The sequence below is a fragment of the Anabaena sp. FACHB-595 genome (assembly GCF_048568275.1).
Classification (GTDB): Bacteria; Cyanobacteriota; Cyanobacteriia; order Cyanobacteriales; family Nostocaceae; genus Trichormus.
On the sequence record NZ_CP183473.1, the window covers coordinates 4,328,613 to 4,343,810 of the forward strand.

10 protein-coding genes are annotated in these 15,198 nt (G+C 39.1%); 7 read left to right on the forward strand and 3 right to left on the reverse strand.

The window, feature by feature from the left end:
- Positions 1–189: 189 nt before the first annotated feature.
- On the reverse strand, positions 190–669 hold the full coding sequence (locus ACN222_RS17950; protein WP_010997735.1) for a DUF2267 domain-containing protein: 480 nt from the start codon (positions 667–669) through the stop codon (positions 190–192).
- Between the two features lie 191 nt (positions 670–860).
- Entirely contained in the window at positions 861–2,288 is a 1,428-nt protein-coding gene (locus tag ACN222_RS17955) for a sensor histidine kinase (protein WP_010997736.1), read from the reverse strand.
- A 976-nt stretch (positions 2,289–3,264) separates the two neighbouring features.
- On the opposite strand from ACN222_RS17955, the gene ACN222_RS17960 reads away from it, so the two are divergent.
- From ACN222_RS17960 to ACN222_RS17990, 7 genes are all read left to right on the forward strand, one after another.
- The gene (locus ACN222_RS17960; protein WP_010997737.1) at positions 3,265–5,991 is read left to right on the forward strand and encodes a pre-peptidase C-terminal domain-containing protein; all 2,727 of its coding nucleotides are present in this window, start codon (positions 3,265–3,267) and stop codon (positions 5,989–5,991) included.
- Positions 5,992–6,165: 174 nt separating this feature from the next.
- Entirely contained in the window at positions 6,166–6,771 is a 606-nt protein-coding gene (locus ACN222_RS17965; RefSeq protein WP_010997738.1) for a hypothetical protein, read from the forward strand.
- 329 nt (positions 6,772–7,100) lie between these two features.
- Positions 7,101–7,664 (forward strand): hypothetical protein, encoded by a 564-nt coding sequence (locus tag ACN222_RS17970; RefSeq protein WP_010997739.1) that lies wholly within the window; start codon positions 7,101–7,103, stop codon positions 7,662–7,664.
- A gap of 68 nt (positions 7,665–7,732) precedes the next feature.
- Positions 7,733–8,674 (forward strand): molecular chaperone, encoded by a 942-nt coding sequence (locus ACN222_RS17975; protein ID WP_044521823.1) that lies wholly within the window; start codon positions 7,733–7,735, stop codon positions 8,672–8,674.
- 99 nt (positions 8,675–8,773) lie between these two features.
- On the forward strand, positions 8,774–11,875 hold the full coding sequence (locus ACN222_RS17980; protein ID WP_010997741.1) for a carboxypeptidase regulatory-like domain-containing protein: 3,102 nt from the start codon (positions 8,774–8,776) through the stop codon (positions 11,873–11,875).
- A gap of 112 nt (positions 11,876–11,987) precedes the next feature.
- A complete protein-coding gene (gene ppk1 / locus ACN222_RS17985) occupies positions 11,988–14,198 on the forward strand; it encodes a polyphosphate kinase 1 (protein ID WP_010997742.1) in 2,211 nt (736 codons plus the stop codon).
- A 152-nt stretch (positions 14,199–14,350) separates the two neighbouring features.
- Positions 14,351–14,767 (forward strand): response regulator, encoded by a 417-nt coding sequence (locus ACN222_RS17990; protein WP_010997743.1) that lies wholly within the window; start codon positions 14,351–14,353, stop codon positions 14,765–14,767.
- Between the two features lie 120 nt (positions 14,768–14,887).
- Here ACN222_RS17990 and ACN222_RS17995 read toward each other — a convergent pair whose 3' ends face one another.
- A complete protein-coding gene (locus ACN222_RS17995) occupies positions 14,888–15,070 on the reverse strand; it encodes a hypothetical protein (RefSeq protein WP_010997744.1) in 183 nt (60 codons plus the stop codon).
- Positions 15,071–15,198 lie beyond the last annotated feature (128 nt).

Sequence of the window (15,198 nt, forward strand, 5' to 3'; positions counted from 1 at the left end):
GGGATTGAAAATATGGATAAAAATTGTATATGTCAACCTATATCTTTAGGATGATGAATCCCAATTGATTACGTTGCTAATGATGAAAATATTTATAGATGAATCAGATTAATTTTCTCGGAAAAATTTAAGTATCCGTAAGGTGGGTATTGCCCACCCCACAGTTATTAAGAAGATGCCAGACTTCAGTTAAGCTTCTTCCCAAATTTGACGAACTTTATCAGGCAACCAACTAGAAATTTCTTCAATTCGTTCTGGTGATAATTCATCTTTTGTGGCAGAAAACACAGCTTTTACTACTTGTTCTCTATCTACATTTGGCTGCATTCCCCCCTCATTAGCTACCCGAAATAAGAAGCGATCGCTATCAATTTTAAAAATGCCAGGGCCTTGCCAAGGTGGACGTACTCGACTCAAGAAGCCAACCAGAGGATTGGTATCATGCCACAAATCTGCAATTTCCATTTGCAGAGATTTATCATCACTTTCTTCCGCAGGTTCATGTAATTCTGCTTCAACTCTGTCCGCAGCTTCCGTAGTCATCAAATCACGCATGACCCGAAAAACCACTTCAGTTATATCTCTGGCATCATAAATATCGCCTAGACCACTTTCTGCTTTTACTTTTTCTAAAAAAGGTATATTTTTTTCTGGGATGGAAGTTGTCATCAAGCCCTCCAAAAGTTTTCTTATACCTGCATTTTTGCCAGCAAAAAACTAGCATATTAAATGACAAATTATTGGTCATTCAACTGCTTGCTGCAATATTTATGGCTAAAGAATGCAAGCCTTACTAAACAAATTAGTATGTAAATTTAGTAGAATTCATCTATCACAGGAAACAAATATCAATTATCAAATTAAGACTCTAGAGTTATGGGTAAAGTGACAATAAAAGTAGTACCGTTACCTAAAGTGCTTTCGACTAGAATGTTACCGTGGTGATGTTCCACAATAGCTTGCGCGATCGCTAGTCCTAATCCTGAACCTGTAGCATTATCTTTACCTGCATTCCCACTCTTATGAGTGCGTGCAGGATCAACTCGATAAAAACGATCAAATAATCGCGGTAATGCTTCAGTCGGAATACCAATTCCCGTATCACTCACCTTAATTTGTAACTGTGATGTATTATAGCGAACCTTGTCTATACGCATTAGTTCCACATTTACCGCACCACCTGCGGGGGTATAGTGTAAAGCGTTACCAATCAAATTAGTAAATAATCGCATCAGTTGATCCCAATTCCCTATCAGTGTGAACCAATGTTCTAATATTTCAGGGCTAGTTTCAAAATCAGCAGGATCAATTAAGTGCAGATTCAGAGTAATTGCTTTTTCTGTAGCTACAAGCTGTTGTTCTTCCACCACATCCATCAGTAAAGCATCAAGCGGACAAGATGAAAAACCATCTCTGCTTACACCACCATCCTGACGTGCTAGAAATAATAAGTCATTGACTAACTTACCCAAACGCTGCGTTAGCCGTTCCACCACCTTTAACTGTTGGCGATAATTGGAAGAGGTAGTAACCTCAGATTCAGTCAAATCCAAGTCAGCCAAAGCAACTTGGACATTAGTTTGAATCAAAGTGATGGGACTTCTGAGTTCATGGGAAGCATCCGCAGTAAATTGCTTGAGACGTTGGTAAGATTCACCAACTGGTTCCATTGCTTTACCCGAAAGAAACCATCCACTAGCCGCGACAGAAATCACCATTAACCCAGTACCCAGCGCCAAGTCAAAAATTAACTGGCGACTCGGTTTAGTTACTTCAAACCAAGGATGACTCACACGCAGATATCCCAAAACTTGCCGTCCAATTTCCACTCGTTGTGTGACTTGTCGCAATAGTAGTCCTGAATCTTGAGTGGGGATTAGAAGCTTTTGCGTTCCTGGATTTATCCATCTGTCTTGTTTAAAAACATGAACAGTTTCACCTGTGCGGTTACTGTGAATAGGAATATTTAAAGGTTCAGAAAAAGTTGACCAGATTAATTCACCAGTGGAGCTAAACCACTCCAGATCAATGTGATCATCTTCTACAGTATTGGCATTGTTGCGAAAACTTGCCTCTACATTAATACGTAGCTTCTCAGGCTCACCGTTCACTGGTTCAATGACAAGCGATCGCTCGACTATTTCCACTACATGATTGAGCGTATCGTCGATCCGTTCCACCAAAGTACTACGGACATATAAATACACACCACTAGCAAACAGCAGCAACAATACCGCAGTTACCGCAGTGTACCAAATAGCCAGACGGCGACGAGTAGCTTGAAACATTGATCTATACAAAAAAACCTGATTCTATCAAAATAATTCTTTTTGAATGAACCTTGCAAATACTCTACATCCCTCAGCGTAAAAAAAATAAAATGGCAAAAAACTAAGAACCACCCACAAGGAAGGTATTAAACTTTGCTCAGGAACATTTTTAAATCTCAGCTACTGGTCTATCAAATTAGTTTTGACGGTTCGTAGTCAGAATTTTAGTCATGATTTTTTTAAGACTAAAATCCTTACTAAAAACTTGCTGATCCCTCAATTCAAATTATATGACCTACTAAATTGCTCTTTTTTCAGTATTTACCACAGGTTGTATTGTTCCTCTAAGGCAATAGTCTTTGGTAAAACAGGGGAATATACTAGTACTTGTGATACATAACAGCCCGGCTCAATAATGCTTAAACTCTTAATAGCTAAATTTTACATTTTTAAGTATTTTCTCGGAAGCAACCTCTCTGGTATAAAAGTTAAATTCTAGATGCAGTTGACATAGGAGGAAATTTTCTCTGAAAAACAAGCATTAAAGGAAATCAAGCACCGTTTTTGTAGATGATTTTAAAATGTGTGACCAAGTTATAGTTACCAAAACAAGAAAATTATCTAGTAGTAAGTATTTTCTTTTTCTAATCTCGTCTTCAATAGCAAAAATAAAACTTAAATCTAATTAATGTAAAGATAAAACAGCTTATCGTGCTGAACTAATCGATATATTTTTACCATTAATTCCAAACACAAAAGCAACCGAAATATCCTTGTTTTGTTGCTAACATTCTACTGGGAAAATTAAAATTTTCAGCAGTTATCAGTAGATTAAACTACCAATTTTAAAATTTCGCTTCCCAACGGCTTTCAGGTTCTTCATGCAACCAGGCAGAAATTTGGCAAAAAGAAGAACAAATAGTGTTAAACCGCCACCAAAATACTTTACAGCCTTTGCAGTTGTTGAGTTGCTAATAATAAAAGGTAGATAGCTATGGGAACCTACAACGGTACCACACCATTCCCCGATCCGGGCAGTAGCACATCAACCGCCCTAGACACTGGACTCTTGATTGGAGGCTCGCTCCTCAGCACACCAAGCTTATTTCAAGATAACCTCAGCCGTCTCATTCCATCTGATCTATCTGATTACTACAGATTCACTCTTAGCAGTTCCAGCATAGTCACCCTGGAACTGGATGGATTAACAGATAACGTAAATTTATTTTTGCGAAACAGTGCTGGTAGTTCCCTTGCGGCTTCCAGTAATGCTGGAACTACGGCAGAGAGAATTCGTTTTAGCATTTCTGACCCACCAGATAACCCATTTTACGCACACGCTTTTATCCCCTCTGGTTCAATTTCCACCCCTTATGATCTTCGGCTTTCCGCAGAAGTTATTCAGCAAAACAATATAAACGACAATACAATAGCTAATGCTAGAAATATTGGTACATTTAACACCACTACTAGCATTACTCCCGTAACTGATTATGTTAGTGGTTCAGGTCAAGTTATAGATCAAAACGACTACTATAGTTTCACATTAACCAACAGTGGAACAGTTGACATCAACTTAAACAGTCTGAATGGTACAGATACTCTCTATGCTGATCTTCAACTTATAAGTAGTTCCAACTCAGTTATTCAAACTAGCGCCACTGTTGGAACATCATTAGAATCAATAAGTCGTAGTCTTGCAGCTGGTACATACTATATCCGGGCCTATTCTCAGTCAGATCCCGGTAACTATAATTTAGAGTTTAACTTTAGCGCCGATCCACCAGATGCTGGGGGAAACACATCTGATACTTCTACCCCAATTAACCTACCCGCAACCTTTTCAGAGATAATTTCGGATCAAGTTAGTCTCGGAGATTCTAGCGACTATTATCAGTTCACTCTAGCTTCAGCATCCCTGGTAGAGATCCAATTCACATCCCTGACAGCAGATGCAAATTTATATCTTCAAACCCAAAATGGTGGTAACATTCTCAGTTCAACTCAGCCAGGAACAGCCTTAGATGCCGTTCGGTTGAGTTTGAATGCTGGTACTTACAATATTTTAGTTAATCGGGGTTCTACAGAAACTGCACAATATACCTTGAGTGGTTTTGCTCAAGCAATAGGAAATGATCAAGCACCCAACAGTACAACATTAGCGCTGAATCTGAACTTAAATAGTCCTATTTCTCTCAATGAATTTGTAGGCAATATAGATACTAACGATTACTATAAATTCACAGTAAATGGGACTACAGAAATCAATCTTGATCTAAGTATTTTGAATAGCTATTTATTAGATCCACAACTAGTTAATGCAGATGTGCAAATACTTAACTCTGGTGGTACACAAGTAGCTATATCTAACCAAACTGGAAATAGCAACGAAAGCATCAACACCATATTAGGTGCTGGTACTTACTTTATTCGTGTCTATACTTCTGGTTTAGCTAATACATTCTATGATTTGAATATCACAGCCCAGTCCCAAGCTCTCTTAGTTCAAGATATTAATCCTACTGGTAATTCCGATCCTGCAAACCTTACCACATTAGGCAACACACTGTATTTCACAGCTAATGATGGTATAAATGGTGTGCAGCTATGGAGCAGTAACGGTGATATAACTACTCGTTTGAGTAATATCAGTAGCTTTAACCCTACTAATCTGATAGTTTTCAACAATAGGTTGTATTTCGCTGCTAGTAATGACACTTTCGGTAGAGAACTGTGGGAATATAACGGTACTACAGTCAACAGAATTAGTGACATTAATGTTGGTGCTGGCAATTCTAATCCTGGTAATTTAACTGTCGCTGGAAACAAACTTTTCTTTACAGCCGTTGATAATGATAGCATCAGGAAACTATGGGTTTATAATGGCACAAACGTTAATTTAGTAGATGTTAACGCAAGTTTTTCTAATAGTAGTACACCCACTTTTACTACTACTTTTAATAATCAACTCTTCTTCACAGCCCAAAACAATAGTCAACTTTGGTCAACCGATGGAACTATCGGTGGTACACAGGTTATAAGTGCAGGGGGAATAACAAAATCAACTCCTCGTAACTTGACAGTTGTTGGTAATACTCTATATTTCACCGCCAACAATGGCACGAGTGGACATGAAATATGGCAGTATCAAAACGGCACTACAGCCAGCCTCTTGGAGGATATTACCCCAGGTAATAATTCTTTTGCCCCTAGTTCTCTGACGGCCGTTGGTAATACCTTATATTTTGTCACAGATAGCGACAATGACTTTAATTTGGAACTGTGGAAGAGTGATGGTACTGCGGCTGGAACCGATATTATTGGAACCGATGGACAGGCACCCAACTTGGGTCTAGGTTCCTTTTCTTTAACTGCTGTGGACAACACGCTCTATTTTGTAGCAAATGATCCGATTTCTGGTTTAGAACTCTGGAAAACAGATGGTACATTTGCCAACACAGCAGTAGTGAGAAATATCTCAAGTGGTGCTGCTGACAGTCTTCCCACTGGCCTCGTCAACTTCAATGGTACTCTCGCTTTTGCCGCTTCAGATGGTATCAATCGAGAGGTGTGGTTCAGTAACGGCACAGAGCTAAATACACGCAAGGTTAGCAACATTAACCCTACAGGAAATGCTAACCCTGCTTCGCTCACTGTCGTTGGTACGAAACTGTTCTTCACCGCTAACGGGGCTAACGGCACGGAATTATACGTAATTTAAAAGGAGGTGATGCTTAAAAGACAAAATCTATCTGAACGATAAACATCCATAAATGGTTGCAGTTTCACGAAGATTTCAGCCAATTGTAGCCAAACATCGCATTGATTGAATCAGATTTACTAACAGTCAATACAAATTGACACAAACACAAACTATAGGGAGACTTATTTCATCATGAAGAACAAATTTTTAGCTCTAGCCGCTTTTGGTGCTGCTGCTTTAGGTACTGCAATTGTTTCTGCTCCTGCTCACGCACAAATTCCTCAAGGTAGTGGTCCACAGAGCAATATTACCGTTAACGTATCCGTTCCCGAAATTCTGTATCTGAGAACAATTACAGATATTGATTTAACAATCGATGCTGCTGATTTGACCGGTGCTACATTAAACGCAGTAGCAGGAAGCAACCCTCCTGCTTTTACTGGAACTCAGAATCTTGAAGATGGTGCTGGTCTAGTTGATACTAATTCTCCATTTGCTGGAGGATTTGCAGATGGTGTCCCTGTCGTAAAAACCATTCCCAGTGCCTACGTTGTTTGGTCTAATTCTCCTACAGGGAACTACCAAGTACAAGTAACAACACCTGGTGGTGGACTTGTTGGACCTGGTGGTGGAGTAGTTAACGTTGCAGTTAACGGCGCTAATCCATCTACACAGACTGCTCAAGGTTTAATTAATGCCACTGCTCAAAATATTTTATTAGACCTAGCGGCTGCAAGTGGCACCATCTCTGCTGGGACTTACACAGGCAACATCACAGTTGAAGCTTTTAGACCGTAGTCTATTGATTTTTTCCTTAATGACATTAGGAGAAATAAACTGCCTCAAACCTCGCAAGTAAAAAGCAGATTTATCTCCTATTGCCTATACGATTCAGTTTACTGATTAGCTTTCTGAATCAATGCTTTAACCCCCTGAAACATGGGGGCTATCTTCCCTACTACATTTTTGAGGCAGTAGTTTCCTATCTTTATTAAGATTGAGTTTCTTTTATTCTACCGCCGCATATCTCGACAATGTATAAAGTTTTGACATAACACATTGTCCAATTAGTAAAGTCGGGAAATAAATATTACTCTACATGGCTATGAGGTGGATAATTTACAATTATGTCATGGCATGAAATCAAGCATTACAAAAATTATCTGTTCAGTTGTTTTGGCTTGAGTGCAGCGATCCTACTCTGGTCTCAGACTCCCACACAAGCACAATTTACCTCGAATCTCGAACCCATAGAAATTTACGAATTATCTACTCCTCAAACACTGACCATTCCTCCCATAGGATATTCAGAAATTTCTCTGACAACTAAAAGTGATTCCGTCAGCAATCAAGGAGATTTATTAGCGCCTCCTAATTTTAATGCTTTTGTAATTCGAGAATTTCCTGCGGTGTGGCAGATGCGTGTTCCCATAGATCAAGTTGATTCTCTTTACGCCACTTATGAGATGAAAGGTGAGAATGGTAGAACTAATGCTGTTAGTAATGAACAGCGTTCTGATTCTGCTGTGCAAGTCATCTTAGAACCTCTACCTATTATGGAGATTTCCCGTGATCTCAATAGTAATACTGCACTGGTACAAGGCGGATTGCGCTTAAGAATGGACATTTCTAATGCTCAGTTTGCTGGCAATTACGCTGGGGAATTAACAGTATTAGTAGAGCGTCGTTAATTTCTAGCAATTAAATTTCCCAAAAAAGTGATGTTATAGTCTGTTTGCAAGTGAAGAGATTAAATCAAATGTTACCAAAATTAAAAAATATTACCCTGGGTTTAATGGGAGCATTAGCTCTAGGTTTACAACCTGCAAATGCAGTGAATCTTGGTGTCACACCATCCAAATTTCATGTAGATATTACTAGTAAAAAAACAAGCTCTCAGGCAATTCGCATTTTAAACTTTGATACCAAGCCAGTCGAACTGAAAGTTTATGTGCAGTCGTGGACGATGACTGAACAAAATAAATTACAAATCATTCCTGCTGAGGAACAGTCATTAGAACAATGGATTGTTTTTACTCCCTCTCGATTTACAATTCCCCCTCGTGGTTCTCAAACTGTTCGCTTTGCGGTTCGTCCTAGAGTTAAACCTAGATCTGGTGAACATAGAGCGATTCTTTTTGTGGAAGAAGTGCCAAGACGTGATAGTACTGCCGCCAATAAAGGTGTAAATTTAATTGGTAAATTAGGGATAGCGATTTACGGATATACCGGAGATATTAAGCGAGTTGGTGTGTTGAATGCTGTCAAAGTAGAAACTAAGCCAAAGGCGCTTAATGCCGTATTTGATATTTCTAGCCAGGGTAACGGATATGTGAATATGCAAGGTCAATACACTATTTGGCCGGCGGCTCAATATCCTGGTGCAGAAGCTACCCAACCCATAGCTAATATAGGTAAACCAGAAACAAAAATACCTGAGCCTGTGGTACATGCAGGATTATTACCTTCAACACCTGTATTACCTGATAGTCGTCGCCAAGTTTTATTACCCATTAAAAAGGATTTACCACCCGGTAAATATGTGTTGGATATCAAGGGAGATTTGAATGGCGTAGCGATTAAAAAAGGCATACCATTTACAGTGCCAGAAAATAATCCAGTTGCTACTAATCGTCCTCGGATTCAACCTACATCTGAGCAACTCAGAAATTCACTGAGAAATTCTCAACAACGCAGATAGCTTTTGCTTACTTAAAAGCTAGTTTTGATTCTTCCCAAAATCATTTTGTAATCGGGAAGCTTTTTAGGCTACCTATACGAATTTTTGTGCTTTAGTTTTATGTTCTACCAACCTGCAACACCTCCCCAGATAGTTCCAATTTTACAGCCTGAAAGTAGCTCTTGTAAGGCGTTATCAGATGTTAGTGTCAATAATGAAAATAAAGTAGTTTTCGGAAACATACCAACACCCAGTCCACCAGAAACATTAGCACCTGAATTTTCTGATGGTGGGTTACAGAATATTTGTTATGAAGGGGGACTGAACAAAAATATAAAATGGCAGCATATTAATGCCAGTATTGCAATAACTGAAAATCCTGTAGATAAGAATCTCCTAGAAGTATCCAACAAGAAAATAAGTCAGTCCAATTATTTAGAAAAACCACAAAAAATCTTTATTAAAAAACAGGATAATAGGGATTTACCTACCTTGGAAAACGTAGGTCTAGAGGATACGAACATAGCTCAAAATAATGTTGTAATTCCTCAAGAATATAAAAATAGCAAAAATAATACGGGAAGGGTAATTCCTGCTGAAGAAAAGCAGGCTTTAAGTGATGTTAATTTAATTGCTCAAGACCCTAAAGCTTCAAGTGAAAAAAATAATCCACAAACAAATGCGCCAGCACCAATAGATAATATTTTAGCAAATGCTAAAACTTTGTTGGTGGCAGTATTTGTCAATGAGCGTGAAATCGGTACTTTAGAAGTCATACCAGAAAACAATAGCTTACTTATTCCCCTTGAGGATTTTGCTCAAATTACTGGTTTAGAACTAGAAAAAAATAATGAGATAATTCAACTCAAGACACCATTAGGTGTGATAAATATTACAGAGACTGATGTAAGAAAAATTGATGGTGTTACTTATATTAGTGAACTGTTTTTAAAAGAAAGATTACTAACAAATCTAGAACTAAAAACAACAGACTTAGCTTTAAATGTTGATTTACCTTGGTTGAGACGTAGTCAGTCTAATAACCAAGCTATTGATCTACAACCAGAAGTGAAAGCTCCTAGCAGTGGTTTATCTAGCTTAAGGCAAGAATTAGGTTATTACAACAATTCTGGCAGAACTAATTGGCGAAGTTCTACACTTTTAGGTGGACGTTTAGCAGGTGGGGCGTGGCGTTTACGGTTAGATAATAATTTTGTTGACAGACCTGATTTAACTGAATATTTTTTCTTTAAACGCTCAGGGCGAATGCTTTATCAATTAGGTCGCCAACAAATTTCACTAGGTCCTTTATTCAGTGGGGTAAATTTTACTGGAGCGCAAGTTGGTTACACAAATCTTCCGGCAGATAGATTTAATACAAATTTCAGTGCTAGTGAACTTTTACCCAGGCGTTCTCAACCTGTACAAACATTTCGTGGGGTAGTTTCTCCTGCTAGTTTTGTTCAGTTAAGAGTGAGTGGAATTATTGTTGCTCAACAACAGGTAGGATTAAGTGGTGAATACGAATTTTTAGATATTAATTTACCTAGTAGCCAAAGCAGCGATATTGAACTTTTGGTATTTGACCGGAATAATCTAGGTGTACCTATTGAAATTCGTTCTTTAAGGCTGAATGCTTCTGATTTATTACTACCAGCCGGTGGGAATGTGCAGATAGCAGGTTTAGGTTTAACTGGTAACTGGATACAAAATAATTTATTTGATGATTTTAGCGCTCCGGAGGTTGGTAGGTTTACTGGTTTTTATCAGGTGCGTCAAGGTCTTTCTGACAACTTTAGTGTGGAAGGCTCTGTACAATTATTACCTGAGACAACGCAAGCACAAGCAGGTTTTGCTTGGCGTTTAGCACCGCCGGTAATTCTTTCTGCAAACGTGGGAACTTCTCGCGGTGAGTTAGGTTATGCAGCGAATTTAGATGTGAAGTTAGAGCGCTGGCAGATTTTGGGAACTTCTGAATTTTATCCACAAGGTTATTTCTATAGAAATCAATTTCTTGATCGTCAAAATCACAGTATAGATGTTAAGCATAGCTTTAGTAACAACTTTGAATTAGGAGTAATCGCCAGAAGTTTCAGCAATCAAAGTAATTCCAATAACTATATTTTGCCAACTTTTGCCTTCCGCCCATTGCCTAACTTATCTTTAAGAGGTTCCCCAGATTATTTTGGTCGCTATTCATTGAATGCTTTTTATAGACCAACAAATAACACTAGACTATCTTTTAATTCTTTAGGTGATATCTATACAACAAATTTTGGCTATAACTTTAGCCAACAGTATTTGTTATCTTTTGGTACTGAATCTGGTGCTGATTTACCGACTCGCTACACTTTGATATTGAATCGTAGTGCTTCTAGTCTTTCTGGGTTGAGTTGGCGCTTGGGCTTGGGATATAGAGATGGGGAAGTAGGCCCAGTTGTCGGTGCTAGTATGCGGATATTGCCAGGGTTACTCGCATCTATTGATTATCAAGGTATTCCCTCTAGAAATAGAAACATTTTTGGTAGTATTGGTGACGATCGCCTGACTATATCACTCATATCAGACTTATCTTTCGCGGGTGGCAGAGTTACACCATCTCAATATAGCTCCATCAATAAAGATAGAGGTGCGATCGCTGGCAGAATAGTGGTAGAAGGTGGCAGAGATGGTACAGACCTTAGTGGTGGCCTAGTCCAAGTCTTCAATAACCGAGGTCGCAGTGTTGGCGGTGCAAGAATTGACTCTCAAGGTAACTTCTTTGTGGGTAATTTGCGAGAAGGTAATTACATAGTGCAGCTTGACCCAGATGAGTTACCAATAGAAGTTTCCCTGCGAAAAACTTCCATTGTGGCTGAAGTCGCAGGTGCAGCTGTAACTCAGTTAGATTTCCCCGTCAGATTAGAGTATGGTGTGGCAGGTAGAATTACTGATATATCAGGTCAACCAATGTCAGAAGTCGAAGTAGAACTAATTGACGTTGAAGGTAAACAAGTTACTACAGCCATGACTGACCAATTTGGTCTTTACCGGATAGATGGTCTACCTGTGGGTAAATACACCCTGCGCGTTCCCAAACAAGTAAACGTAACTAATAGTGAAGATCTCCCGCAACTAGAAGTAGCAATTAGTAAAGATTTCATCTACGACCAAAATCTACGCTTACCAATTTCCGCAGCAGTTAAGCAAATACCCAATGATTTAAATATTCCCAAACCTTAGAGATTAGGCATTGAGAACCGGGGATTAGGGCTATTGACTAATGCCCCATTTCATCTACGATATGAATTGTTCTCCCCTTCAATGGGCTGCATCAGGTTAGCCTGTGATCGCCATGCCTAAATCAAAAAAAAGCTCTAATTCTATCAACTTAAACGATCCTCAATACTATCTTAACCGAGAGTTAAGCTGGTTAGAATTCAATAACCGAGTTTTACATGAAGCTTGTGACTCGCGCACACCACTATTAGAAAGACTTAAATTTTTAGCAATTTTTAGTTCTAACTTGGATGAGTTTTTCATGGTGCGGGTTGCAGCATTGAAACAACAGGTAGAAGCAAAGGTTAGCCAGTTAACCCCCGATGGGCGGACACCTCAACAACAGCTAAATGATATTCGGCTGAATCTCATACCCCAAGTTACCAAACAACATCAACATTGTGAACAAATAATTCGCCCGTTGTTAGCTAGTCATGGTATCCATATTTTGGATTATATTAACTTGACTCAAAAACAACGCAGTTATCTAGATAATTACTTTGAAGACCAAATTTTCCCAGTTCTGACACCCCTAGCTGTTGACCCTAGCCATCCATTTCCCTATATTTCTAATCTCAGCTTGAATTTAGCTGTTGTGGTGAAAAACCCCGACACAGAAGAAGAATTTTTTGCCAGAGTCAAAGTTCCTAGCGTTCTTCCTAGATTTTTGCCATTACCGCCAGAGTTAGCATTTCAGGAGAACGGACAAGCAGCTAACTGGGTAGGTGTACCATTAGAACAGGCGATCGCTCATAATCTAGATTCCCTATTTCCAGGGATGAATATCCAAGAATATCACCCCTTCCGCATTACCCGCGATGCTGACCTCGCCCTCGAAGAAGATGAAGCTGATGATTTATTATTAGCGATAGAACAAGAACTGCGAAAACGCCGCATGGGTGGTTCTCCAGTCAGAATCGAAATTCAATCCCAAACCCCACAAGCAATACGCATCAGGTTATTACAAGACCTAGACTTAACAGAACAAGATGTCTACGAGGTAGAGGGACTGTTAGGATTGCGTGACTTAATGTCATTTATGGCTTTACCATTACCAGAACTCAAAGATCCACCACGCCAATCTGTAGTAGTTCCCCGTCTACAACGGTTGGGAGAACCAAGCGTAGACCCAAATGCTTTAGAGTTGGAAGATGGTAAAGATTTCTTTTCTGTAATTCGAGAAAAAGATTTATTCGTACACCATCCTTACCAATCTTTTTCTGCTACGGTTGTACGCTTCATTACCCATGCAGCCCATGACCCGAATGTTTTAGCAATTAAGATGACACTGTACCGGACTTCGGGAGATTCGCCCATCGTCAATGCCTTGATTGCGGCGGCAGAAAATGGTAAACAAGTGTCAGTCTTGGTAGAACTTAAAGCCCGATTTGATGAAGAAAATAATATTTATTGGGCTAGACGATTAGAAAGAGTTGGAGTTCACGTCGTCTATGGTTTAGTGGGTCTAAAAACTCACTGCAAAACTGTGATGGTAGTAAGGCGAGAAAAAGACCGGATGCGCCGCTATGTGCATATTGGAACCGGCAACTACAACCCAAAAACGGCACGACTCTATACAGATATAGGCTTATTTACTTGTCGTGAAGAATTAGGTGCTGACATCACCGATTTATTTAATTTTTTGACAGGGTATTCACGACAAAAGTCTTATCGAGAATTGTTGGTTGCGCCTGTAAATATGCGCGATCGCTTTTTGGAATTAATCCGCAGGGAAATCACCAACGTCCAGAATGGATTCTCTGGTCGCATAGTAGCAAAAATGAATTCCCTTGTTGATCCCCAAATTATTACCACCTTATATGAAGCTTCCAGCGCGGGAGTACAAATCGATTTAATTATTCGGGGCATTTGCTGTTTGCGTCCAGGGATTAAAGATATCAGTGACAATATTCGCATTATCAGCATTATCGGCCGCTTTTTAGAACACTCCCGTATCTATTATTTCCATAACAATGGACAAGAAGAAATTTTTATTGGTAGTGCCGATTGGATGAGCCGTAACTTAGATCGGCGAGTAGAAGTAATTACCCCCATAAAAGACCCAGATATTGCCAAGGATTTGCAAGAAATCTTGGGAATTTTGCTGGCTGATAATCGTCAAGCTTGGGATTTACAAGCTGATGGTAGTTACATTCAACGCCTTCCAGGAGAAAATTGTCCAGAAACTAACTCACAGAAAACTCTCATGAATATGGCTTTACGTTCAACGGGAATCGCTACAAACCTGATCGATTCACCAAAAAGTTCTGCATATAAAGACAATTAAATCAACCAAATTTCCCTACAAACATTAATTTTTTACAATTACTCTAATTAATCTTTATGGTTAAACACAAATTATTCAACCATAGGATAGAGTAATCATTGGTACCTGTTCCCATAAACTATGGAAAATATCGTATTTAGTTATTCCTGGGAATGTTAATGTTCTCTTGTGAGTCCTCTACCTTAAAGGTTCTAGTGGTTGACGATCATGAACTGACTCGTTTAACCTTGCAATTAGCCTTTTCTAGTCAGGAAAATATCCAAGTAGTCGGTCTAGCCAGTAATGGTCAAGAAGCGATAGAAATGGTGAGAGACAGTCATCCTGATGTCATTGTTCTAGACTTACAAATGCCAGTCATGGACGGTTGGAGCGCTTCTGGTCATATTAAAGCCATTTCCCCTAACACGCAAATACTAGCTTATTCGTCAGTAGAGGATACAAATCTTCCTGACACAAAGATAACTTCTAACTTTGATGATGTTTGTAAAAAAGATGTGCCTACCAAGGAACTTATTGCTTTGGTAAGAGAATTGGGAAGACGTGGGGGGGATAGTTCCATTTCCAAATAAATGCCTTAGCTACGTCGCTTAACTAAATCGGTATATTTGAAGATGGGGACTTGAAGAAATTTTATCATTCAGAAGCGTCGGTAAAATCGTTATTTGACGGTCAGACCGACGCAATTTTATTTAATTGTTACCTGTTTCGGGAATAGTGCGTCTATATTCTTCAATCAATTCGTCCAATTCTTCCAACGCTTGATTAACATCAACTCTTAAAATGCCTAGATTCGGTTGTTCTAGAAGGCTGAGTAAGTACTCACGTTTACTTTGAACTGCTGTAATTCTTTCTTTGAGAGTTGGCAAATCCATTATTTTTGTATCCTAAAATCGGCTTCAAATTTAAAGTTAACTCAAAAAAGGCTCGTTATGTAGCTGGCATAAGAGAGAAAATCAAGGGTTTGAGCAGCGACTCTTCCCTAAGTTGTCACTCATAACAG

Excerpts from the sequence above, each read along its gene's own strand:
- ppk1 (WP_010997742.1), top strand. The coding sequence starts at position 11,988 with ATGCCTAAATCAAAAAAAAGCTCTAATTCTATCAACTTAAACGATCCT.
- ACN222_RS17970 (WP_010997739.1), top strand. The coding sequence starts at position 7,101 with ATGTCATGGCATGAAATCAAGCATTACAAAAATTATCTGTTCAGTTGT.
- ACN222_RS17965 (WP_010997738.1), top strand. The coding sequence starts at position 6,166 with ATGAAGAACAAATTTTTAGCTCTAGCCGCTTTTGGTGCTGCTGCTTTA.
- ACN222_RS17950 (WP_010997735.1), bottom strand. The coding sequence starts at position 669 with ATGACAACTTCCATCCCAGAAAAAAATATACCTTTTTTAGAAAAAGTA.
- ACN222_RS17990 (WP_010997743.1), top strand. The coding sequence starts at position 14,351 with ATGTTAATGTTCTCTTGTGAGTCCTCTACCTTAAAGGTTCTAGTGGTT.
- ACN222_RS17975 (WP_044521823.1), top strand. The coding sequence starts at position 7,733 with ATGTTACCAAAATTAAAAAATATTACCCTGGGTTTAATGGGAGCATTA.
- ACN222_RS17980 (WP_010997741.1), top strand. The coding sequence starts at position 8,774 with ATGTTCTACCAACCTGCAACACCTCCCCAGATAGTTCCAATTTTACAG.
- ACN222_RS17955 (WP_010997736.1), bottom strand. The coding sequence starts at position 2,288 with ATGTTTCAAGCTACTCGTCGCCGTCTGGCTATTTGGTACACTGCGGTA.
- ACN222_RS17995 (WP_010997744.1), bottom strand. The coding sequence starts at position 15,070 with ATGGATTTGCCAACTCTCAAAGAAAGAATTACAGCAGTTCAAAGTAAA.
- ACN222_RS17960 (WP_010997737.1), top strand. The coding sequence starts at position 3,265 with ATGGGAACCTACAACGGTACCACACCATTCCCCGATCCGGGCAGTAGC.